This window comes from Streptomyces sp. R21, from assembly GCF_041051975.1.
GTDB lineage: Bacteria > Actinomycetota > Actinomycetes > Streptomycetales > Streptomycetaceae > Streptomyces.
On record NZ_CP163435.1, the window covers coordinates 7529512 to 7550931 of the forward strand.

At 70.5% G+C, this 21420-nt stretch carries 22 protein-coding genes; 14 read left to right on the forward strand and 8 right to left on the reverse strand.

Annotated features, from left to right (window positions below):
* The first annotated feature begins 3 nt into the window (after window positions 1–3).
* Window positions 4–606: a dephospho-CoA kinase gene (gene coaE / locus AB5J56_RS33405; protein ID WP_369238161.1), complete on the forward strand. Its 603-nt coding sequence runs from the start codon at window positions 4–6 to the stop codon at window positions 604–606.
* 121 nt (window positions 607–727) lie between these two features.
* Window positions 728–1108 carry a tetratricopeptide repeat protein gene (locus AB5J56_RS33410; RefSeq protein ID WP_369238163.1) on the forward strand — a complete coding sequence of 127 codons (381 nt, stop codon included), beginning with the start codon at window positions 728–730 and terminating at the stop codon, window positions 1106–1108.
* 98 nt (window positions 1109–1206) lie between these two features.
* Here the strand turns inward: AB5J56_RS33410 and AB5J56_RS33415 are convergent, their stop codons facing one another.
* Entirely contained in the window at window positions 1207–1473 is a 267-nt protein-coding gene (locus AB5J56_RS33415) for a DUF6343 family protein (RefSeq protein ID WP_369238165.1), read from the reverse strand.
* 81 nt (window positions 1474–1554) lie between these two features.
* On the opposite strand from AB5J56_RS33415, the gene AB5J56_RS33420 reads away from it, so the two are divergent.
* The 3 genes from AB5J56_RS33420 to AB5J56_RS33430 all read left to right on the forward strand — a co-directional run bounded on the left by AB5J56_RS33420 (window position 1555) and on the right by AB5J56_RS33430 (window position 3913).
* A complete protein-coding gene (locus tag AB5J56_RS33420) occupies window positions 1555–2493 on the forward strand; it encodes an acyltransferase domain-containing protein (protein ID WP_369238167.1) in 939 nt (312 codons plus the stop codon).
* 75 nt (window positions 2494–2568) lie between these two features.
* Window positions 2569–3246: a class I SAM-dependent methyltransferase gene (locus tag AB5J56_RS33425; RefSeq protein ID WP_369238169.1), complete on the forward strand. Its 678-nt coding sequence runs from the start codon at window positions 2569–2571 to the stop codon at window positions 3244–3246.
* Between the two features lie 202 nt (window positions 3247–3448).
* Entirely contained in the window at window positions 3449–3913 is a 465-nt protein-coding gene (locus tag AB5J56_RS33430) for a DoxX family protein (protein WP_369238171.1), read from the forward strand.
* 72 nt (window positions 3914–3985) lie between these two features.
* Here the strand turns inward: AB5J56_RS33430 and AB5J56_RS33435 are convergent, their stop codons facing one another.
* The gene (locus tag AB5J56_RS33435) at window positions 3986–4510 is read right to left on the reverse strand and encodes an RNA-binding S4 domain-containing protein (RefSeq protein WP_369238173.1); all 525 of its coding nucleotides are present in this window, start codon (window positions 4508–4510) and stop codon (window positions 3986–3988) included.
* 105 nt (window positions 4511–4615) lie between these two features.
* Here AB5J56_RS33435 and AB5J56_RS33440 point away from each other — a divergent pair, with 105 nt between their 5' ends.
* Window positions 4616–5419: a uracil-DNA glycosylase gene (locus AB5J56_RS33440; RefSeq protein ID WP_369238175.1), complete on the forward strand. Its 804-nt coding sequence runs from the start codon at window positions 4616–4618 to the stop codon at window positions 5417–5419.
* A gap of 9 nt (window positions 5420–5428) precedes the next feature.
* Window positions 5429–6424, forward strand: a complete 996-nt coding sequence (gene pip / locus AB5J56_RS33445; protein WP_369238177.1) for a prolyl aminopeptidase — start codon at window positions 5429–5431, stop codon at window positions 6422–6424.
* Here the strand turns inward: pip and AB5J56_RS33450 are convergent.
* Entirely contained in the window at window positions 6421–6834 is a 414-nt protein-coding gene (locus tag AB5J56_RS33450; protein ID WP_369238179.1) for a (2Fe-2S) ferredoxin domain-containing protein, read from the reverse strand. The two genes, pip and AB5J56_RS33450, sit on opposite strands and share 4 nt — an antisense overlap.
* Window positions 6831–7652 (reverse strand): GntR family transcriptional regulator, encoded by an 822-nt coding sequence (locus AB5J56_RS33455; protein ID WP_369238181.1) that lies wholly within the window; start codon window positions 7650–7652, stop codon window positions 6831–6833. The genes AB5J56_RS33450 and AB5J56_RS33455 overlap by 4 nt, the downstream gene beginning before the upstream one ends.
* A 160-nt stretch (window positions 7653–7812) precedes the next feature.
* On the opposite strand from AB5J56_RS33455, the gene AB5J56_RS33460 reads away from it, so the two are divergent.
* The 5 genes from AB5J56_RS33460 (at window position 7813) to AB5J56_RS33480 (ending at window position 13253) form a co-directional block, all read left to right on the forward strand.
* The gene (locus tag AB5J56_RS33460) at window positions 7813–9300 is read left to right on the forward strand and encodes an NCS1 family nucleobase:cation symporter-1 (RefSeq protein WP_369238183.1); all 1488 of its coding nucleotides are present in this window, start codon (window positions 7813–7815) and stop codon (window positions 9298–9300) included.
* A 5-nt stretch (window positions 9301–9305) separates the two neighbouring features.
* Entirely contained in the window at window positions 9306–10034 is a 729-nt protein-coding gene (locus AB5J56_RS33465) for an aspartate/glutamate racemase family protein (RefSeq protein ID WP_369238185.1), read from the forward strand.
* 171 nt (window positions 10035–10205) lie between these two features.
* The gene (locus tag AB5J56_RS33470; RefSeq protein WP_369238187.1) at window positions 10206–11216 is read left to right on the forward strand and encodes a S1C family serine protease; all 1011 of its coding nucleotides are present in this window, start codon (window positions 10206–10208) and stop codon (window positions 11214–11216) included.
* Window positions 11217–11393: 177 nt separating this feature from the next.
* On the forward strand, window positions 11394–11930 hold the full coding sequence (locus AB5J56_RS33475; protein ID WP_369238189.1) for a hypothetical protein: 537 nt from the start codon (window positions 11394–11396) through the stop codon (window positions 11928–11930).
* A gap of 417 nt (window positions 11931–12347) precedes the next feature.
* Complete coding sequence (locus AB5J56_RS33480; RefSeq protein WP_369242956.1) at window positions 12348–13253, forward strand: glycoside hydrolase family 6 protein; 906 nt, start codon at window positions 12348–12350, stop codon at window positions 13251–13253.
* Window positions 13254–13264: 11 nt separating this feature from the next.
* Here the strand turns inward: AB5J56_RS33480 and AB5J56_RS33485 are convergent, their stop codons facing one another.
* Both AB5J56_RS33485 and AB5J56_RS33490 read right to left on the reverse strand, forming a co-directional pair.
* Entirely contained in the window at window positions 13265–13942 is a 678-nt protein-coding gene (locus tag AB5J56_RS33485; RefSeq protein ID WP_369238191.1) for a gamma carbonic anhydrase family protein, read from the reverse strand.
* A 33-nt stretch (window positions 13943–13975) separates the two neighbouring features.
* On the reverse strand, window positions 13976–14377 hold the full coding sequence (locus AB5J56_RS33490; protein ID WP_369238193.1) for a RidA family protein: 402 nt from the start codon (window positions 14375–14377) through the stop codon (window positions 13976–13978).
* A gap of 285 nt (window positions 14378–14662) precedes the next feature.
* On the opposite strand from AB5J56_RS33490, the gene AB5J56_RS33495 reads away from it, so the two are divergent.
* Complete coding sequence (locus tag AB5J56_RS33495; RefSeq protein WP_369238195.1) at window positions 14663–15046, forward strand: hypothetical protein; 384 nt, start codon at window positions 14663–14665, stop codon at window positions 15044–15046.
* Between the two features lie 136 nt (window positions 15047–15182).
* On the forward strand, window positions 15183–15959 hold the full coding sequence (locus AB5J56_RS33500; RefSeq protein ID WP_369238197.1) for a nucleotidyltransferase domain-containing protein: 777 nt from the start codon (window positions 15183–15185) through the stop codon (window positions 15957–15959).
* A gap of 24 nt (window positions 15960–15983) precedes the next feature.
* On the opposite strand, the gene AB5J56_RS33505 is transcribed toward AB5J56_RS33500, so the two are convergent.
* A complete protein-coding gene (locus AB5J56_RS33505; protein ID WP_369238199.1) occupies window positions 15984–17426 on the reverse strand; it encodes a DUF6177 family protein in 1443 nt (480 codons plus the stop codon).
* On the reverse strand, window positions 17423–21418 hold the full coding sequence (gene eccCb / locus AB5J56_RS33510) for a type VII secretion protein EccCb (RefSeq protein WP_369238201.1): 3996 nt from the start codon (window positions 21416–21418) through the stop codon (window positions 17423–17425). Before eccCb ends, AB5J56_RS33505 begins: the two co-directional genes overlap by 4 nt.
* Window positions 21419–21420 lie beyond the last annotated feature (2 nt).

Here is a 21420-nt window from a genome sequence, read left to right on the forward strand (position 1 = left end):
GTCATGCTGAAGGTGGGCCTGACCGGCGGTATCGGCGCCGGCAAGAGCGAGGTGTCGCGGCTGCTCGTCGAGCAGGGCGCGGTGCTGATCGACGCGGACAGGATCGCGCGGGAGGTCGTCGCGCCCGGAACGCCCGGCCTCGCCGCGGTCGTCGATGCCTTCGGGGAGGACGTACTCGCGCCGGACGGGGGCCTCGACAGACCCAAGCTGGGCTCGATCGTCTTCGCGGACCCGGCGAAGCTCGCCGCGCTGAACGCGATCGTGCACCCCCTGGTGGGCGCCCGCTCCCGCGAGCTGGAGAGCGCCGCCGCGTCGGACGCCGTCGTCGTGCACGATGTACCGCTGCTCGCCGAGAACGGCCTGGCGGGGCTGTACGACGTGGTCGTCGTCGTCGACGCCCGCCCCGAGACACAGCTCGACCGCCTCGTACGGCTGCGCGGCATGACCGAGGAGGACGCTCGCGCCCGCATGGCCGCCCAGGCCACCCGCGAGAAGCGCCTGGAGATCGCGGACGTCGTCATCGACAATGACGTACCCCTTCCGGAGCTGGAGCTGCGGGTGCAGGAGGTCTGGGCGGATCTCGTCCGGCGGGCGGCGGACGCGTAGCTCCCGACCTGCCGACAGTGAGCCTGAGCCGGGTCCTCTTGGAACGGGGCGCTGCGGGGTACCTGGAATAGGGGCCCCTTGTCCGGGCGTTGAACCGGGCCAGTGAGGGAAGGAGTCAGCCGTGCCCGAGACCAGCGGTTCCACCGGACGTACTCCGGAGACGCACGTCATCGACTTCCGCGCCGCCGAGCAACTGCTCGCCGCACGGGATCCGCGGGGCGCGGTGAAGCTGCTCGACTCCGTCATCGCCGCCTACCCCGAGAACACGGCCGCCCGGCTGCTGCGTGCGCGCGCCTTCTTCGCCGCCGCCCAACTGCGGCCTGCCGAGCTGGAGTTCACCATCGTCCTGGAGCGCGAGCCGGACAACGCGTTCGCGCACTTCGCGCTCGCCCGCACCTACGAGCGCCAACTGCGCCCGGACCAGGCCAAGCGGCACTTCCGGCTGGCCGCGGCGCTCGACCCGAAGCCGCAGTACCTGGAAGCGGCGCGCTTCGACCTGTGAGGGCCGGTGCGGCGGCGTCCGGTTACGGGCCGGTGCGTCGGCGACAGGTTGCGGGCCTGTGCGGTGGCGACAGGTTGCGGCCGGTCCGGCCCGTGCCGCTACCGAAGCCGGTGTTCCGGTGGTCGGTACGGCGGGATGTCGCGGCCCGGCTGGTAGTGCGGACCCTGGTGGATGTGCCGAATGATCATGGTCATGTCGAGGGTGACGATCACCCACAGCACACCGCACGCGGCCGCCCATCCCGGCCGCCCGACCAGGGCGAACGCGACCGTTCCGAAGATCGCCCAGATCAGACCCCAGGCGCTCAGCCAGAAGCGCAGCCGCAGGGCACTGCGTGCTGTCGTGGGTTCACTGCCCGTACGCATCCGGATCACTGCTCCTATGGGAAAACGTACTCTTCGGCGCGGACGTTGACCAAAGATCTGAACCGACGGGAGAACCAGGCCTTGCTTCCGGACACCGATGAGCTTCCCGAGCTGCTGCTCGATCTCGCAGTACCCCACGAGGACATCAACGAACTGGTCGGGCTGCGGCGGGTGTTGGCCCGCGACCCGGGGGCGGTGAAGCTCCTGGAGGAGTGCGTCGAGGAGCTGGTGCGGGGCATCGGGAGGATCGGGGAGTTCGGCGAGCGGTCGAGGCTCGCCGAGCGGCTCAGGGCTGCGCCGTCCGCGCTGGACCCGTACTTCCCCGCGTACGTGTTCGTCGCGGCGCTGCCCCACATCCGCGCCCACCATCTCGACCGCGGCATCCCGGGCGACATCTCCCGGCACACCCTCGCCGACCTCGGCCGGAACATGGCGGTGCACCGCAGACGCCACGGCAGGGGAGGCGTACAGGCGCCGCAGTGGCTCACCCTGCACTTCCGCGGGGAGCTGTACCAGCTGGGGCGACTGCAGTTCCAGCGGGTGCGGTTCGACGCGCGCGAGGTCCGGGAACTCGCGACGGCCGGGTTCGACGCGACGCCGGGCGCCCCGTGCCTGAGCCTGCACATCGCCGACTTCCGGGGGCCGCTGTCCCCGGCCGCCTGCGACCGGTCCCTGGCGCTGGCGCGGGAGTTCTTCGCCCGGCACTACCCGCACGAGCGGTACGAGATCGCAGTCTGCCACTCCTGGCTGCTCGACCCGCAGCTGAAGCGGTATCTGTCGGCCGACTCCAATATCGTCCGGTTCCAGGAGCGCTTCCGGATCGTCGACGGGGACCGTGGGGAGCACGGGGACCACGAGGGCAGGGAGCCGGCGGACTCCGAGCCCGTTCAGTTCGTCTTCGGGAACCCGGACCTGCCGGTGGAGGGCCTGCCGAGGCGCACCACCGTGGAGCGGGCCGTGGGGGACCACCTGCGGGCCGGGGGGCACTGGTACATCGGGCACGGCTGGTTTCCGCTGTAGATCAGGAACGGTGGTCGGGACGGAGTTCGGGAACGGGCCGACAGGGGTGTCCGTTGGACGGATATGAGCATTGAGATGCGTCAGGGATACGAGGGGACCGGACCCGGTGCGATCACGCCGGACGGCTGCGCGGTCGAGCTCTACGCGCGGCTGTCCGTCAGGGACGAGCCGGACATCATCGCCGCGGCGGTGCCCGCGGGTGCGAACCTGCTGGAACTGGGCAGCGGCGTGGGGCGGATGACCCACCCGCTGCTGGAGCGCGGCTTCACGGTGACAGCCGTGGACGAGTCGGCCGAGATGCTGGAGCGCGTCCAGGGGGCACGCACGATATGCAGCCCCATCGAGGAACTCGACCTGGGGGAGACCTTCGACGCGGTGCTGCTCGCCTCGTTCCTCGTGCACGCCGGGGACGTCGAGGTGCGGCGGGGTCTGCTGCGGACGTGCGCGCGGCATGTCGCGGACGGCGGCTGCGTGTTGATCCAGCGCGAGGGGGAGGGCTACCACACCGACCTGCCCCGCGAGCGGGTCGACCCCGGCGGCTACACCGTACGCATGCTGTCCGCGCAGCCGGTGGGCGACGGCGTGAACTCGGTGCATGCGGAGTACGTGTTCCCGGACGCCGTCTGGACCCAGACCTTCCTGGCCCGCCCCTTGACGAAGGAGCAGTTCGAAGAGGCGCTGGCGGAGGCGGGGTTGAAGGTCGACCGGTATCTGACGGAGGACCGGACATGGGTGAGGGCGGTGACGGGCTGAGGCGAACTCCAGGCGGGGCTCGGCCCCGGGATGAAGAAGTCGGGTGACCGTGCGATGCGTCGCGATGAGGAAGTCGGGTGACCGTGCGACGCGCCGCGATGAAGAAGTCTGTGAAATAGGCGTCCTACGGCGATGAGTTCGGCGTCGGCGGCCGGTCTACCTCTGTGACAGCAACACCAACCGCTTCACACAGGAGACCCCGATGTCCGAGACCACCGCTCCCGTCGCCCACGCTGCCTCCGCAGCTTCCCTCGCCCCGGCCTCTGCCACCGCCGGATCCCGCGGCCGGGGCGCCCGGATCTCGCTGGGCGCCCTGCAGATCGTGCTCGGCCTCTTCTTCGCCCTCGCGAGCGGGCTGCCCAAGCTGTTCGCGGTCCCGGCGGCTGTCGAGTCCTTCGACAAGCTGGGCTGGGGCAGCACGGGGATGTACATCATCGGAGCGCTCGAACTGGCCGGTGGTGTCGCGCTGTTGATCCCGATCCTGTCGTCCGTGGCGGCGGTGGCGCTCAGCGCGCTGATGGTCGGCGCCTTCATCGTGAACGTCACAGCCATCCACGGCCCGTACGTGGCGACCCCGCTCATCCTGATCCTGCCGCTCGCGCTGATCGCCTGGGCCAGGCGGGGCCACAACGCGGAGCTGGTCGGGCTGGTCCGCCGGCGGGCGTGAACGTCGTACGAGATCGAGGGGCTCCCCGTGGCGACGGGGAGCCCCTCGATCGTGCGTCGGCCGGCTGTACGTTCAGGGCCCCTCGGGACCGCCGTCCGGGCCACCGGGGCCGAGGCCGCCGTAGCCCCGCAGTCGGTCCATCTCGCGGCGGTCCCGCTTGGTCGGGCGGCCCGCGCCGCGGTCGCGGATGCCGGCCGGGGCGACGACCTCGCGCGGCGGGGGCGGCGGGCTGTTGTCCACGTAGCACTCGGCCGCGACCGGGGGGCCGACCCGCTTGCGGATCACGCGCTTGACGACGACGATCCGCTCGCGGCCCGCGTGCCGCAGCCGTACCTCGTCGCCGACATGCACGGCGTACGCGGGCTTGACGCGCTCACCGTTCACCCGGACATGCCCGCCCCGGCAGGCGGTGGCGCCCATCGAGCGGGTCTTGACGAGACGGACGGACCAGATCCAGCTGTCGACACGCACGCTCTCGCCGCTCCTCGGGCGGGCGGCGTCGGCGGCAGCGGCATTCGGCGTGTCGGCTGCGTCGGTCGGGCTGCTCGGACCGCCAGTGCCCTGCTCGTTGTCCTTCTCGTCGTCCTCAGAAGCCATGCCTCGACTTTAGTCCTGCGGGGCGGACGGGCTGGCAGGAATTTCCGCCGCACGCACCACCGCTCGTACGGCGCAGGCATCGATCAGAAGTCGTACGGTGAAGGCATGGACGAGGGCCTCGCCGCGCTGGACGAGCGGATCACCGGGTGCCGTGCCTGCCCGCGGCTGGTCGAATGGCGCGAGGAGGTGGCCCGCACCAGGCGCGCCGCGTTCGCCGCGGAGACGTACTGGGGCCGCCCGGTGCCCGGCTTCGGACCGCCGGACGCCGCACTGCTGATCGTCGGACTCGCCCCGGCGGCGCACGGCGGCAACCGGACGGGACGGATGTTCACAGGAGACCGGTCCGGAGATGTGCTCTACGCGGCGCTGCACGAGGTCGGCCTCGCGTCGCAGCCCACCTCCGTCTCCGCCGACGACGGCCTGGAGCTGTACGGCGTCCGCGTCACCTCGCCCGTCCACTGCGCGCCGCCCGCCAACAAGCCGACGCCCGGGGAACGCGACACCTGCCGGCCCTGGCTCGTACGGGAGTTGGAGCTGCTGCGGCCCTCGTTGCGCTCGGTGGTGGTGCTCGGCGCCTTCGGCTGGCAGGCCGCGCTGCCCGCGTTCGCCGAGGCGGGGTGGACGGTGCCGCGGCCGAGGCCGGTGTTCGGGCATGGGGCGCGGGTGAGGCTGGAGCGGTCGGGCGGCTCGGGCGACGCGGGAGGGTCGGCAGGTCCGGCAGGTCCGGCAGGTCCGAGAGGTCCGAGAGATTCGGGAGGTTCGATCGATGTCTTCGGATGCTTCCACGTGAGCCAACGCAACACCTTCACAGGGCGGTTGACTCCGATGATGCTCCGTGACGTGCTGCGTACGGCGGCACGGTCGGCGGGGTTGCCGACAGCTCCGCCCATGGAGGATTCCGCTGGTTAGGGTCGCGTGATGGGCCTCTACCCGGAGATCGAACCGTACGACCACGGGATGCTCGATGTCGGAGACGGCAACCACGTCTACTGGGAGACCTGCGGAAACCCCCGCGGCAAGCCCGCCGTCATGCTGCACGGCGGCCCCGGCTCGGGCTGCGCCCCCGGCTTCCGCCGCTACTTCGACCCCGCCGCGTACCGGATCGTCCTGCTCGACCAGCGCGGCGCCGGACGCTCGACGCCGCCCGCGAGCGCGTACGACACCGACATGAGCGTCAACACGACGGCCCATCTGATCGCCGACCTGGAGCTGTTGCGCCGCCACCTGGGCATCGAACGATGGCTGGTGTGGGGTGTGTCCTGGGGTTCGGCGCTGGGGCTGCGCTACGCACAGACGTATCCGGACGTCGTGTCGGAGCTGGTGCTCACGGCGGTGGCGACGGGCTCGCCCGCCGAAGTGGCCCTGCTGACCAGGGGACTTGGCCAGATCTTCCCGGAGGCCTTCGCCCGCTTCCTCGCCGAACTCCCCGACAACGACCGGGCCGGGAACCTCGCCGCCGCCTACAACCGACTGATCGAGTCCCCCGACCCGCAGATCCGCGAACGAGCGACACGCGCCTGGACCGACTGGGAGACGGCAACGATTCCCGCGCCCCCGCGATCGGTGGAACGCTTCGAGGACCCGTCATTCCGCAGGGGTTTCGCGCGCACGGTCACGCACTACTGGGGCAACGACCACTTCCTGGGAAGAGGTGGGGGAGAGGGCAGCGAGACGGGAGCCGAGGTGAGCGTCGTCCTGCGGGACGCGCCCACGCTGAAGGACATCCCCGGCACCCTCGTCCAAGGCAGCCTCGACTTCGGTAACCTCCTCGGCATCGTCCGGCGCCTTCGCCAGGCCTGGCCCGGCAGCGAGTTGACCGTAGTCGACGAGGTGGGGCACAGCATGGGCGCGCCGGGTGTGGTGGACGCACTGGTGACGGCGACGGACAAGTACGCGGCCCACGGGGGATGTTAGCGCCGGGCGCGCGTCCGTTCGCCCGCCGACTGCACGAACTGCAGCTCCAAGGAGGGCGGGGCGGGAGTGATGCCCGGGCCGCCCGCCTCGGCCCAGCGGAGTATCTCGTCGGTGCAGTCGTCGCCCATGGACCAGCCGATCCAGACCGCCTTGCCGCCGCGTCTGCGGCCCTCGGCGGAGGGCTGTACGACGATGATGTTGGCCTGGTCGCAGGGGCCGAGGCAGTCGGTCGTGCGGACGGCGAGGCGTCCGGCGGAGGCGGCGGCCGCGGCGCGCAGCCGGTCGAGTTGCCAGTCGTGGTCGTAGCCGGGGTACTTGCGTGCGTCGCCGCAGCAGCAGCCGCGGCAGACGACGAGGGTGCAGGGGCGGGTCCGGGCGGCACCGATGATCGCCGTACGGGCGGGGGTCACACGTCTCCTTCGGAGGGCTCGGAGGTCTCGGAGGTCTTGGGGGAGTCGGCGACGGCGGTGCTCTCCTCGCCGAAGAGGTGTTGCACCGTCGAGCGGTAGTTGGCCTGGACGTGGGCGAGTGCGTGGGCGCGGGCGCGCTCCGGGTTGCCGGAGGCGATGGACTCGTACAACTCGCGGTGTTCGGTGAGGAGTTGGGGCCACTCCTCGTTCTGTCGGGTGAGCCAGCGCAGTCGGCCGTCGACCGGTTCCATGACGGAGATCAGCAGGCTGTTGCCCGCCAGGGCCAGAATGCGGTCGTGGAAGCGGGTGTTGATGTCGGTGATCGCCTCGGCGTCCTTCGCGTCGGTGGCGACGGCCGCGTCGTCGAGCAGTTCCGCGAGCTCCGCCAGGGCCTGGGGGGTCGCGCGGGAGGCGGCGAGACCGGCGGCGTAGACCTCCAACGCCTCGCGCAGCTCGAAGAGTTCGGCGACGTCGGTCGGGGTGAGGCGGCGTACGACGGTGCGACGCGGGGTCTCGAAGAGGACGAAGCCCTCGGCGACCAGCGCGCGGATCGCCTCGCGGACGGGAACCCGGGAGACCCCGAAGCGGTCCGCCAACTCGCGCTCGACGAGGCGGTCCCCGGGGCGCAGGCGGCCGGCGATTATCTCCTGCCGCAGGGTCGCCAGGACGCGTGCGCGTACGGCGCCGAGGGGTTCCCGTTCCGGGCTCAGGGGTTCGCGGCCCGTATCCGAGTCCGAGGGCTCCCGTTCCGCGCCCACCGGTTCCCGGCCCGCGCCCGCGGGCTCGCGTCCCGGGCCCGGGGGTTCGATCTTCGTCATGAGCCCATCTTCGCCGACTCCGGGGGTGTTTTACCGAGCCGTAACGGAGCGGACATCGGTCGAGAGGGTTGACGGAGGGACTATGTCGGCAGTTTGGTATACCAAACGACAACGGCAAGCAGTCCTCCTCCACCTCCGTCCCCTTGCCCATGGAGGCCCCGTGTCCCTCGCCGACCGTGCCGAAGCCACCGGCACAGCAGCGTTCGTCCCCGACCCCCGGCTCACCAACGAAGACCTCGCGCCCGCACAAAAGCGCAACTGGAAGGTCTTCGACCTCTTCGCCATGTGGATGTCCGACGTCCACAACCTCGGCAACTACACGTTCGCCGCAGGCCTGTTGGTCCTCGGCATGAACGTCTGGCAGATCTTCACGGCGCTGCTCGTGGGCTTCGTGATCATCTACGCCGGGATGAACATGATGGGCCGCGTCGGGCAGCGCACCGGCGTCCCCTTCCCCGTCGTCAGCCGCATCAGCTTCGGCGTCTGGGGCGCCAACATCCCCGCGCTGATCAGGGCCGTCATCGCCATCATGTGGTACGGCATCCAGACCTATCTGGCCTCCGTCGCCGTCAACGTCATGCTGCTGGCGGCCTGGCCCGGCCTGGAGTCCTGGACCCGCCACTCCTTCCTCGGCCTCGACGCGCTCGGCTGGGTGTCCTTCGTCGCCCTCTGGCTGATCCAGGCGCTGATCATCACCCAGGGCATGGAATCGGTCCGCAAGTTCCAGGACTTCTGCGGCCCCGCGATCTGGCTCGTCATGATCGCGCTGGCGGTGTGGGTGCTCTACAAGGCCGGCTGGACCATCTCGCTGACCTCGACCCCGCACCCCGTCTCCACCGGCGAGCAGGTGCGGCAGTGGTTCGGCGCGATCGGGCTGATCCTCGCCACGTACGGCACCCTGATGCTCAACTTCTGTGACTTCTCCCGCTTCGCACCCGACTACAAGACCGTCCGGCGCGGCAACTTCTGGGGCCTGCCCATCAACTCGACGGCCTTCGTCATCGTGTCGGTCATCGTCACCGCCGGTTCGATCGAGGCGTTCGGCGAGGCCATCACCGACCCGGCGCTGCTCGTCGCGAAGGTCGGCAACACCTGGGTCCTGGTGCTCGGCGCGCTGACCTTCGCCATCGCCACCATGGGTGTCAACATCGTCGCCAACTTCGTCTCCCCGGCGTACGACCTGGCCAACGTCTGGCCGCAGAAGATCACCTTTAAGGTCGGCGGCCTCATCAGCACAGTGGCGGCCCTGGTCGTGACCCCGTGGAACCTCTTCTCCAACCCCACGGTCGTCAACTACTTCCTCGGCGGCCTCGGCGCCTTCCTGGGCCCGCTGTTCGGCGTGATCATGCTCGACTACTACTGGGTCAAGCGCGGCGACATCGACGTGGAACAGCTCTTCAACGCCCAGCCAGGCTCCCGCTATTACTACCGCAAGGGCGTCAACCCCAAGGCGCTGTGGGCCTTCCTCCCGGCGGCAGCCGTCGCCGCGGTGCTCGCGCTGGTGAAGTACTTCAGCGACGTGGCCCCGTACTCGTGGTTCATCGGCACGGCGCTGGCCGCCGGACTGTACGCGCTGCTGTGCCGGGGCGAGCGGGCGGCGACCGATCCCGTGAAGCCCGTTGGCTCGGTCGAACCCGTGGAGGTCTGAGCGGAGTGCGGATCGTCGTCACCAACTGCAACACGACGCAGGAGATGACCGAGGAAATCGTGCGAGGTGCCCGGGCCGCCGCAGGCCCGGGCACCACCGTGACCGGTCTGACCCCCGCCTGGGGGCCCGAGTCCGCGGAGGGCTGGCTCGACAGCTATCTGTCGGCCGCCGCCGTCCTCGACACCCTGCGGAAGTACGAGGGTCCGCCGTACGACGCCGTCGTCATGGCCGGCTTCGGCGAGCACGGGCGCGAGGGCGCACGGGAGTTGGTCGACGTCCCCGTCGTCGACATCACCGAGGCCGCCGCCCATCTCGCCTGTCTGCTCGGGCGGCGCTACGGCGTCGTCACCACCCTGGAGCGCTCGTGCGGGCAGATCGAGGACAGCCTGGAGGCGGCGGGGGTGGGGCGCAACTGCGCCGCCGTCGTCGGCACCGGCCTCGGCGTACTGGAGCTGGGCGAGCTGGGCGACTCCCGCCGTACCGAGGAGGCCTTCATCGCCGCCGCCGAACGGGCCCGCGAGGCCGGGGCCGAGGTCCTCGTCCTGGGCTGCGCGGGGATGACCGGGCTGCAGCGCGCGGTGGGGGAGAAGCTCGGGCTGCCGGTCGTCGACGGGGTCGGCGCGGCGGTGAAACTGGCGGAATCGCTGGTCACACTGGGGCTGACGACGAGCCGGGCGGGGAGCTATGCGAAGCCGTTGCCGAAGCGGAGGGAGTGGCGGGGGTCGGTGGGGTGAGCGGCGTGGGCCGTGCCCGGGGCCTCGTTTGTGACGGCTTCCGCGGTGAAGGGCTCGTACCTGTCGATGTAAGCGTGTACGTATGTAATTTCACGATGTGCTGTGTGCTGTGCGATGTGCTTCGCGATGGAATGCATGCCCTTCCAGTCTCCGGCGAGCGGAGGTCGACTCGTGGCCGAGCCAGTCTTCGAGCGTGACGTGCCTGAGGAGTTCGGCGAGTCCGACCACTCCCGTGCGGAGCAGTCCGCGCTCGACTCGTACTCCCGGATCGTCACCTCGGTCGCCGCCGAGCTCACCCCGAAGGTGGCGGCCCTGAACGTCGCGCACCGGCGCTCCCGAGGCCGCTTCGTGGTCGGCACCGGCTCCGCGGTGGTGTTCACCGACGACGGCTTCCTGCTCACCAACGCCCATGTGGTCGGGCACTCCGACGCGGGCACGGTCTCCTTCGCCGACGGCACGACCATCCCCTTCCATGTCATCGGCGCCGACCCGCTGTCCGACCTCGCCGTGGTCCGCGCCGATGGGCCGACCCCGCCGCCGGCCCGCCTCGGCGAGGCCAACACGCTGCGCGTCGGCCAGCTGGTGGTCGCCGTCGGCAACCCGCTCGGCCTGGCCGGCAGCGTCACCGCCGGAGTGGTCAGCGCCCTGGGCCGGTCACTGCCGACGAGCGCCGGCAGTGCGGCCCGCATCGTCGACGACGTCGTACAGACCGACGCCACCCTCTACCCCGGCAGCTCGGGCGGGGCGCTCGCCACCGCCGACGGCCGGGTCGTCGGCATCAACACCGCCATCGCCGAGGTCGGCCTCGGCCTCGCGATCCCCGTGAACGACACCAGCCGCCAGATCATCGCCGCCCTGCTCACCGAGGGACGCGTCCGCCGCGCCCACCTCGGCCTCGCCGGCACCCCCGCTCCGCTGCCCCCGCCGCTTCGGGAGCGGACCGGACAGCTCATGGGCCTGCGCATCGTCGAGGTCGTACTCGGCTCGCCCGCCGCCCGCGCCGGGCTGCGCGCCGGCGACCTGCTGCTCACCGCCCAGGACGAGCCGATGACCAGCGCGCAGGCGCTGCAACGCCTGATGCTCAAGGACGCCATCGGACGGCCGCTCGCGCTGACCGCGCTGCGCGGCGACGCCCTGGTCGACGTCATCGCCACACCGGCGGAGCTGGTCGTCGACGACTGATCGAAAACAGGGGAGTGATCGAGAGTGAGGGAAGGGGCGGCGGAATAGGAGATGCAACCCTCATTGGAGATGCAACCTTTTGGGTCGCTCGAATGTCTCACCTATTGACCAGTCAAATTCGCTGGCCTATTCGCTGTCCCCTACTCCGAGAAAACGGGGGGCGTCATGCGTCATCACATGCGTCACCATCACCCACGCCGTGCGGCCGCCGCCGCGGGCATCCTCCTGACCGCCGCCGTATGCACCACGATTCCCGCCTCCGCCGCTCCGCAGCGGGGAGCAGCCCAGGCCACAGCATTCCAGCAGACCGCCGCGACCGCACTCGTCGTCAACGCACGATGGGGCGGACACTGCACCTACGACCGGCTCGTCATCGACGTCAAGGGCACCATGCCCCCGGTCACCGTGAATCCCGTCAAGGAACTGCGCTACGACGCCACCGGGAAGAAAGTCCCGCTCGCCGGAAAGTACTTCCTGGAAATCAAGCTCTCTCCCGCCGCCGCACACAATGAGGCGGGCCAGTCGGTCTACAAGGGGCCGAAACTCGTGAAGATCTATCTGCCCAAACTCAAGGGCCTCGCCTTCACAGGCGACTTCGAGGGCGTCGTCTCCTTCGGCGCCGCCTTCTCCACCAAGCCTGCCTACAACACGTTCAAGCTCCACTCCCCGGAGCGGTTCGTGCTCGACATCAGGCATGGGAACCGGTGCGGTTGATACCGGGCGGCTGACGCCGGGTGACTGACGGGCGGGGGCTCCGGGCCAGCGGGCCCGGAGCCCCCGCGTCGGCTTCGGCGTACGGCCCGGTGGATGGGGGGCGGCGGGAGCCGTCGGGGTGATCTTGGGGCGACCTGTCCGGTGGTACGCCGGAGCGCACGCGGCCGGGTCGCAGACTCCCGGAAGAACGAGTCGCCGCCCGGACACCTCCGCCATCTCGACGGCGTACTGCGGTCCACGGCGGCGGAAACGGAGTCGCCCATGCTCAGCAGGTCACGGCCGCCCCTGCCAAGGTCGCGGCCTTCCGCGCCCAGACCACTGCGACTCGCGCCCAGGTCACAACATTCCTTGCCCAGGCCACAGTCTTCCGTGCCCAGGTCGCTCCCGCCGGCGCTGCTCGTCGCGGTGCTCGCCGGGCTGTGCTGCACCGGAGCGTTCCGCGGAGACCCGGCACCGGTCTCGCTCTGGACCGCCCCCGACTCCCGCGCCGCCCAGCAGGCCGCCGAGTGGCGCCGGGCGGGCCGGACCGCGGACGCCGCGCTCATGGACCGCATCGCCGCCCGCCCCCAGGCCGAGTGGCTGAACGGCCCGAACCCCGGCCCCATCGTCCGGGCCGACACGACCGCCGCCGCACGCGCCGGACGCACCGCCGTGCTGGTGGCCTACTACATCCCGAACCGCGACTGCGGCCAGTACTCGGTCGGCGGCGCCCGCACCGCCGAGGACTACCGCGTCTGGGTCGACGAGTTCGCGGCGGCCCTCGGCGACCGCGGCGCCTACGTGATCGTCGAACCGGACGCCGTCGCCCAGGTGGTGGCCGGATGCACCCGCATCGTGGCGAAGGAGCGCTACGCACTGCTCGCGTACGCCGTCGACCGCTTCAAACGGCAACCGCGCACGCACGTCTACCTCGACGCGGGCAACCCCAGCTGGATCCCGGAGGCATGGCGCCTGGTCGACGCCCTCAAGGCATCGGGCGCGCAACGCGCCGACGGAGTCGCCCTGAACGTATCCAACTTCCAGACCGACAAGGCCAGTTCCGCCTACGGCGACTGGCTCTCCAAGGACCTCGGCGGCAAGCACTACGTCATCGACACCAGCCGCAACGGCAACGGCCCCTACACCGGCACGGACGCCTGGTGCAATCCGCCGGGACGCGCCCTCGGCACCCCGCCGACCACCCGCACGAACACCCCTCTCCTCGACGCCTACCTGTGGATCAAACGCCCGGGCGAGTCCGACGGAACGTGCCGGGGCGGTCCGTCGGCCGGGCAATGGTGGACGTCGTACGCACTGGAATTGGCGCGCAGCGCACGCGGCTGAAGCCGGCCATGTCAGTCGCGACCCTCGCTTCTCTCGCCCCTCTCCCCCTTCCCTTCCTTGTCCTCGTCCTCGTCCTGGTCTCTCCGGTCTCGGTCATCGATGATGCGGTCGCTGAGATGGGCGCTGTAGAAGTCGGTCTGGCGGGCCATGATGTCGCGCATGGAGGTGCCGCGCGGAACGCCGTAGACCGTGCCGGGAAAGTCCAACTCCTTCTGCACTTCCCATAGTTCATCGTGCTCTCCGGGGGCGAAGAGCCGGGCTTGGGGCGCTCCCGCCGCGATCCATCCGATGGGTACGACGGTGCCGGGCGGCAGTACGGAGTTGACCTGCAGCACGCTGTTGATCCGCAACTCGGAGCCGGCGCCCGCGACGGCACCGGGGAAGAGTGAGGCCCCGGTGGCGACGAAGACCTCGTCCTCGACGGTCGCCCCGTTGATGTGCGCGTGCGGCCCGACGAGCACGGCGTTGCCGAGGACAGCAGGGTGCCGGGCCCGCCCTCGCACCAACGCGTTCTCCATGACGACGACGTCCGATCCGACGCGGACCTCCCCGTCCTCGGCGCTGAGCACGGCACCGTGCAGCACCCGGACACGCTCACCGAGGATGACGTTCCCACAGAGAACAGCCGTCGGGGCGACGTACGCGGACTCGGGAACGAAGGGTTGTTGTCCGCGATGCTCAACCAACATGGAGCACTCCTGCCTTTCCTGCCTCTCCCACGATTACGCGGGAACGACGGCGGTCGCCGTAATCTCCACCAGCTGCCCGGTATACCCGAGACACGCCACGCCGATCAGCGTCGACGAGTGCGGCCCGACACTGAGCCCGGACGCCTCGACGACATCCCAGACGGCCGACAGCACCCCCGGCTCGGCCCCGACGACGTACACATCGGTCGACACGACGTGCGCCAGATCAGACCCGACCGCCCGCAACTGCTCCCCCAGATTGACCAACACCTGCTCGGCCTGCCGCACCGGATCCCCTTCGCCTACGAGCTTTCCGTCACCGTCGAGCGGAACGGACCCGGCGAGAAACGCCAGCTTCGTCCCCGCTTCGACCACGGACGCGTGGGAGTAACGGGGCGGCGGAAAGAGACCGGGGACGGTGACGCGCTGGATCATTAGGGCTCCTGAGGCGGTTCTGTTGGGACTGCAGGTCGGACTGGTCGGACCGTTGGAGAGGTTGGGCAGACCCGATGGGTTGGGCCGATGCCCTCTCCTCATTGAAGCGCGCACCACTGACAATCACTCGCGCTGTTCACTCACGCCGAGGCCGATAACCACTCGACAGCCCGGACGCCGAGCCAGCACGCTGCCCTCATGCGTACAAAACACCTGGGCCGTTTCACGGCGGCTGACTTCTAGCGGGCCACGCCGGAACTCCCGGCGGTCCCCAGGAAGCCAGCCATGTCACGCACCGTCCACCATGTCCCCGCCCGCCATCGCACCCATCCCCCCTACTGGGCAGCCGGTCTGCCAGGCCCCTGCACCGCCCACACGCTCACCGAACTCCGCTACTCCCACACGGAGTCGTCCCGCGCCGAACGCGAGGGCCGACGCCCAGTACCGACCTTGGCCGTACGGACCTTCGCCGCCCACACCTACCCCCGCGCCCTGAACGCAGATCTCTGGAGTCCGTACGAGTCCACGGCCCGAGCCGCCCTGCACACCTTTCGCCAGACCGCCCGCAAGCACCTCCGCGCCGCACCTCCGGGCACCCTCCTCGCGGCCGCCGAAGACCTGGACCACCCACCAACCCGCCACCGCCACCGCGACCTTTGGGAGGCCTGACCCGATGCCGGAGAACCCGGACGAGGCCGAGGCGGGGACTGAGACCGAAGCCGAGGCGGAGGCCGTACGCCGTATCACCAACTACCGCGCCAGTACTCCATAGGAAGCCCTCCTCACCCCCACAGGAGCGACCCCAGTGCCCACCCTCCCTGACCCCGCCTTCCTCGACGACGTATCCGATCGCCTGGCCGCCCTCCCCACAGTCCAAGCCGTGGCCCTCGGCGGATCCCGCGCCCAGGGAACCCAAACGCCCCACAGCGACTGGGACTTGGCCGTGTACTACCGAGGCGACTTCGACCCCGCCGACCTGCGGGCCCTCGGCTGGCAGGGCGAGGTTTCGGAGATCGGTGCCTGGGGCGGAGGCATCTTCAACGGCGGCGCCTGGCTGACGATCGACGACCGCCGCGTGGACGTTCACTACCGAGACCTCGACGTCGTCGAACACGAACTCGCCGAGGCCGAGCAAGGCCGCTTCCGTATCGAGCCGTTGATGTTCCACCTGGCGGGCATCCCCAGCTACCTGCTCGTCGCCGAACTCGCGATCAACAAAGCGCTGCGGGGCGATCTCCCGCGCCCCGCCGCCTACCCGCAGACACTGCGCAAAACCGCCCCCGACCGCTGGTACGGCATGGCCACCGCAACTCTCGCGTACGCGAAGTCCGGCCACGCGCCCAAGGGCGCCCTCACTCAGGTCGCGGGCGCGATCGCAGTGGCCGCGACCCAGACGGCACACGCGGTGCTGGCAGCGCGAGGGGAGTGGGTCACCAATGAGAAGCACCTCATCGAGCGGGCGGGGCTGCGTGAAGTCGACGTATTCGTAGGGAGTTTGACTCCAGATCCGGAAAGCCTGGTGCGGGCGGTGGCTGGGGTCGAGTCGCTGCTGGGACAAACCATGAAGGCATCTCGGCAGTGATACCCGACTGTCATGCCCGCGATGTCAGCTTGCTGACCGCCTGACCCCGCTCGCCAGGTGCTGGTTGAGCTGCTGAAGCCTGGTCCAGGCCTCGGGGTCGGTGCCGTCGCCGAGGCGGTAGTGGAGGGCCGGTGCGGTTACGGGGCCCAGGCGGATCGGGACCGGCGTGAGGGATGGGTCCTCGGCGTGGGGGAGACCAATGTCGCCTACGGGATCGGGGCCGAGGGTGAAGGACACGGGGAGGGGCGGGAGTTCGAGGTGTGGCGGGACGGTCAGGTCGCGCCGTGCGGTGCGCAGCGTGGTGAGCAGGGAGGTCAGGCCGTGCCTGACGGCGAGGGTTTCGGCGAGGTCGGGGAGTGCGGTCAGCGGCACGGCTTCTTCGGGGCCGTAGCCGAGAGCGAGGGTGATGTGTTCCTCGATGCCGGCGGGGGTGTGGGCGATGCGGGTGGTGGCGATGGCGGGGTGTTCGGGTGCGCCGATCGCGATGAGCCAGGTCGGGGTTGACCTTTGGGCTCTGGCGCGGGCCAGTTCCGTCAACTGGCGTGTGGACCAGGGGAGGTTGATGGGTTCGGCGGTCGACCATCCGGCGGGTGCCATGCCGGTGAGGTGCTGGAATGCGGTCTCCAGGGCGGTACCGAGAAGAAGGTTCTCGGTGGCGGGGTGGAGAGTGCGGAAGCAGAGCAGGAGTTGCTGTTCGCCCTGTGCTGTGGGGTTGTTGCTCGGGGATGTGAAGGCATCCGCGCCACGGGTCGTGCCGTCGGTGTTCTTGACCGGGGTGAAGGCTCCGTCGGTCCAGTGGAGTTCGGCGCCGGACAAGCCGTCGTAGTAGCCGGTGGGGGAGTGCTGGACGACCCAGCGGTGGGGGTGCCCGCCCAGGGCGGTGCGGGTGGGCAGCGTGAGGCGGGTGTGGGGCGGGGTGACGATTTGCAGGGCGCGACCGGTCTTGATGGCGGTGCTCAGTGCGTCGGACAGCCAGCTTGTCATGGCGATGAACGGGCGGTCCTGGATGACGAGGGCCGCCCGGTCGGTGAGGACGTCGACGGCCGGGGGTGTGGCGTCCGGCGCTGTGGCTGCGATGGTTTCCGCACCGAGGGGCACGACGTCGGTGTGGGCGGCCTCGGGGGGCCAGACCGTGCCGTCCAGGACGGTCGCCAGGCGCCCGGCGAAGGAGCCGGCCAGGCTCTCGGCCTCCGCCAGGGCGGTGCTGGCGCGGGCTTCGGTCCACCACAGGGGAGTGCCGGGGGCCTGCGTGTGCGGGCCGAGCAGGCGGGTGACCTCGCCGGGGACCTGGAGCAGGAGGGGTACCTCGACGGAGACCAGGGGGTGGCCGGCGGGCGTGCAGAGCTGGGTGACGGCGCCGTCGGCGAGGGTGTTGATGCGCAGGTCGGGGCCGCCTGCGTAGAGGCCTGCGAGCACGGTGACCGGGTCGGGCATTTTCTCGGTGAGGGCGATGACGTCCTTGGTCACGAGTGTCCGGTTTCTTCGGGGGCGTGGGTGAGGGCGGTCTGGATGAGTTGGTGGTGGCGGCCGCGGCGGACGAGGGTGCCGCGGCCGGGGGGCTGTGGGGAGGCGTACAGGCCGGGGAAGAGCTGGCCTTCGGTGCGGTCACCGGTCATCAGCAGGGCGGTGGTGCCGGTTTCGCGCAGGGTGGTGAGGAAGGGGTCGTACAGGGCGCGGGAGGCTCCGGCGACCCGGCGGGCCACGACGAAGTGCAGGCCGATGTCCTGCGCGGAGGAGATGTGGGGCAGGAACGGAGCGAGGGGTTGCTGGCCGGCGGTGGTCAGGATGTCGTAGTCGTCGACGAGGATGACGATGCGCGGTCCGGCGAAGGCGGGCTCCAGGGTGAGCGCGTCGGGGTCGGCGGTTTCCGGCAGGCGTTTTTCCAGTTCGGTCGCGATGCCGGTGGCGAGGGCGGCGGCGAGTTTGGCGTTGTGGGCGTAGCCGCCGCGGTACGGCTCCGGGACCACACCGCGCAGGCCGCGGCGCGGGTCGAAGACGCCGAAGACCAGCTGCTGGTCCGAGTGGCGCTGCACGAGCTGCGTGGCGATGAGCTTGAGCAGGTTGGTCTTGCCGCACTCGTTGTCGCCGAGGATCAGCAGGTGCTGGTCGGTGCCGAACAGGTCGAGGAGGGCGGGGGCGAGGGCGTCCTGGTCCAGGCCGAGAGGGATACGGGTCGGTTCGGCGGCCGGTGAGGGCAACCGGGTGGCGTCCAGCGCGGTGGGCAAAACCCTTACAGGGGGCGCGAGTTCGCCGTGCCAGGTGGCGCGGAGGGTGCGGGCCGCCTCGTCCAGGGCATCGCCCAGCCGGATGGGGGAGGCCTGGCCGTCGATGCGGGGCAGTGCGGCGTGCGCGAAGAGCTTGCCGTCGGTCAGTACCCGGCCCGGGGTGTCCAGGCCGAGGGTTTCCGACAGTTTGCGGTCGATGGAGGAGTCGGCGGGGTCGTTGAGGCGCAGCTCGATCCGGCTGCCGAACATCGACTGGGTGGCGATGCGCACGTCGTTCCAGCGCAGCATGCCGGCCACGACGTGGATGCCGTAGCCCCCGCCGCGCTTGAGCAGGTCCGCGACGGAGTCGTCCAGGTCGTCGAACTCCTCGCGCAGGGCGCCGAATCCGTCGATGAGCAGCACCACGTCGGTCGACCCGAGCTCGGTGAGCCTGCCTGCCGACCGCAGCGCGCGCAGTTGGTCGACGGAGTCGATGCCGTGGGCGCGGAAGACCTCTTCGCGCTGGTGGAGCATGGTGCGGACCTCGGCGACGGTGCGGGCCGCCCGCTCGTGGTCGGCGCGGGACGCGATCCCGCCGACGTGTGGCAGGCCGGACAGCGCGGACAGACCGCCGCCGGTCAGGTCGAGGCCGTAGATGGCGACTTCGTTCGGCGTGTGGGTGAGGGCCAGGGAGAGCGCGAGGGTGCGCAGCAGCGTCGTCTTGCCGGACTGCGGGCCGCCGATGACCGCCGTGTGACCGCCCGCGGTGTTCAGGTCGTGCACCCACGGCCCCTGCCATTGGCGGGCCGGATCGTCCAGGACCCCGAGTGGCACGCGGAGCACGCCTTGGTCGGCGGCGAGGCGCAGGCCGCGTGCGGAGGCCCGCACCGGGCCTGCTGCCTGGTGGAGTGTGAGGGCGTCGCTGAGCGGGGGTAGCCAGATGCGGCGCACCGGCGGCGCGGCGACGGCGAGTTGATCGACCATGGTGGACATGACGGTCGAGCCCGTCTCGCGGTCCCGCATCGTCGGCGACTCGACCACGGTCTCGGTGGGCGAGGGGTGGGGTGTGAAGGCGGGATACGTCCGGGCGAGGGGTTCGGTCCTGGAGCCGTCGCGCCGGGTGGGGCCGCGGTAGGCGCCGGAGACGAAGCCTGCCTTGAAGCGCTCGTACGTGGAGGTGTCGACCTTCAGATAGCCGAAGCCCGGCAGTGGCGGCAGATGGAAGGCGTCGGTGGTGTCGAGGACCGTACGGGACTCGTCGGCCGAGAAGGTCCGCAGGCCCAGCCGGTAGGAAAGATAGGTGTCCAGGCCTTTGAGCTTGCCGGATTCGATGCGCTGGCTGGACAGCAGCAGATGGACGCCGATCGAGCGGCCGATGCGGCCGATCGAGAGGAACAGGTCGATGAAGTCCGGTTTGGCGGTGAGTAGTTCGCCGAACTCGTCGATGACGACGAACAGGTGCGGCAGCGGTTCCAGGTCGGGCCGTCGTGTCGCGCGTAGTGCCGCATAGTGGCCGATGTCGGCGACGTTCCCGGCTTCCTTGAGGACCTGTTGGCGGCGTTTGACCTCCCCGGCGAGGCTGGTGTGGACGCGTTCGACGAGTCCGGCCTCGTTCTCCAGATTGGTGATCACCCCGGCCACGTGCGGAAGTTCGGTGAAGGGCGCGAAGGTGGCGCCGCCCTTGTAGTCGACCAGCACCATCGCCAGGTCTTCCGGGGAGTGCGTGGCCACAAGGGCGAGCACCAGGGTGCGCAGCAGTTCGCTCTTGCCCGAGCCGGTCGCGCCCACGCACAGTCCGTGCGGGCCCATGCCCAGTTCGGAGGACTCCTTCAGGTCCAACAGGACCGGCTGGTGGCGGTCGTTGAGGCCGATTGGCACACGCAGGAAGTCCCTTTCCCCACGCGGCGCCCATAGCTGTGCCAGGTCGAGGGCGGCCGGGTCGTCGATGCCCAGCAGAGTGGGAAAGTCCACCGGGCCGGAGACCGGAGTGCCCTCGGTCGCCGACTCTGCCGAGAGTCTCAGCGGCGCGAGCAGCCGGGCCAGGCCCTCCGCGCCGGGCACGGTGACCAAGTCCGCGACACCCCGGCCGGGCAGGGCGTCGGGGGTGCCCAGGTCTTCGACCGTGACCCGGTCGCCGTCGACGGTGATCCGCACGCTGACCTGGTCCGGTTCATGTATCTGCTGTTCCAGCAGGTGCAGGACGGTGATTCCCATGTCGGCCAGGCCCACGGCCTGGTCCGGGCGCGGCAGTTCGGCGGCGGTCCGGCCGTGGGTGTCGCTGACGACGAGGAGCCGGTCGGCGAGTCGGAGTGCGCCGCGGTCGGCCAGGCCGCGGCGTACCTCGGCGGCATAGGAAGCGCGGCGGCGCAGATCAACGGTGCACTGCGCGGCGAGCTGGGCGAGGTCCGGTGCGATCCGCCGTGCGGCCACCGGCCCGGACTGCCCCTGGAGGTCGAGGACATGGGGCAGCCACTTGGCCCACTCCCACTGCGCCAGCTGGTCGCCCGGCACCGCCAGGGCGAACGCCGCATCGTCCGGCGCGTGGGTGACCGCGGCCTGGATCAGCAGAGCCCGGGCCACGTTGAGTACGCCGTCCCGGTCGCCGACGATGCTGACGTTGCCCGCGCGGTCCAGGCCGGCGGTGAGCGGAACGTCCGGTGCGGTGGTGAAGCGGTGCTGCAGGGCGCGTGCCTCGTTCAGCATGAAGGGATCCGGCGGGGTGAGCACGCCTCCGGCCGAGTTCTGCCCGATGACCAGCTCCTGCACGGGCACGTCACCGACGCCGAGGCGCACGCGCAGGAAGTCGGAGTCCGTGCGCCGGCGTTCCCACAGACGTGCCGGATCGCGCACCACGTCGTACAGGGCCTGTGGCGGTGGATTCAGCAGCCGTGCCTGATCTCGCAACTCCCGTTCAACCACCCCGAGTTGTTCGCGCTGTTCCTCCACGTACTCCAGATAGCGTTCGCGCTGCGTGCGGCGGGTGCGCTGAGCCTTGCCCCGCTGGGACAGGAACAGGGCCACCCCGCCGAGCAGGGCCACGACCAGGACGATCGCGCCGAGCCCGGCGAACTGGCTGTTACGGATGACCGTCATCATGACCACCGAACTCATCACCCCGGCCATCGGCAGCAACGCGGTCGCCGCCCGGCCGGTACTGCCCTCGGGCAGATTCGGTGGCGGCTCGATGACGCGCGGAGCGGCGGGGGACAGCGGGCGGGTGGAACGGGCCGGACGGTGGATCTGCTGCTGGGTCACTC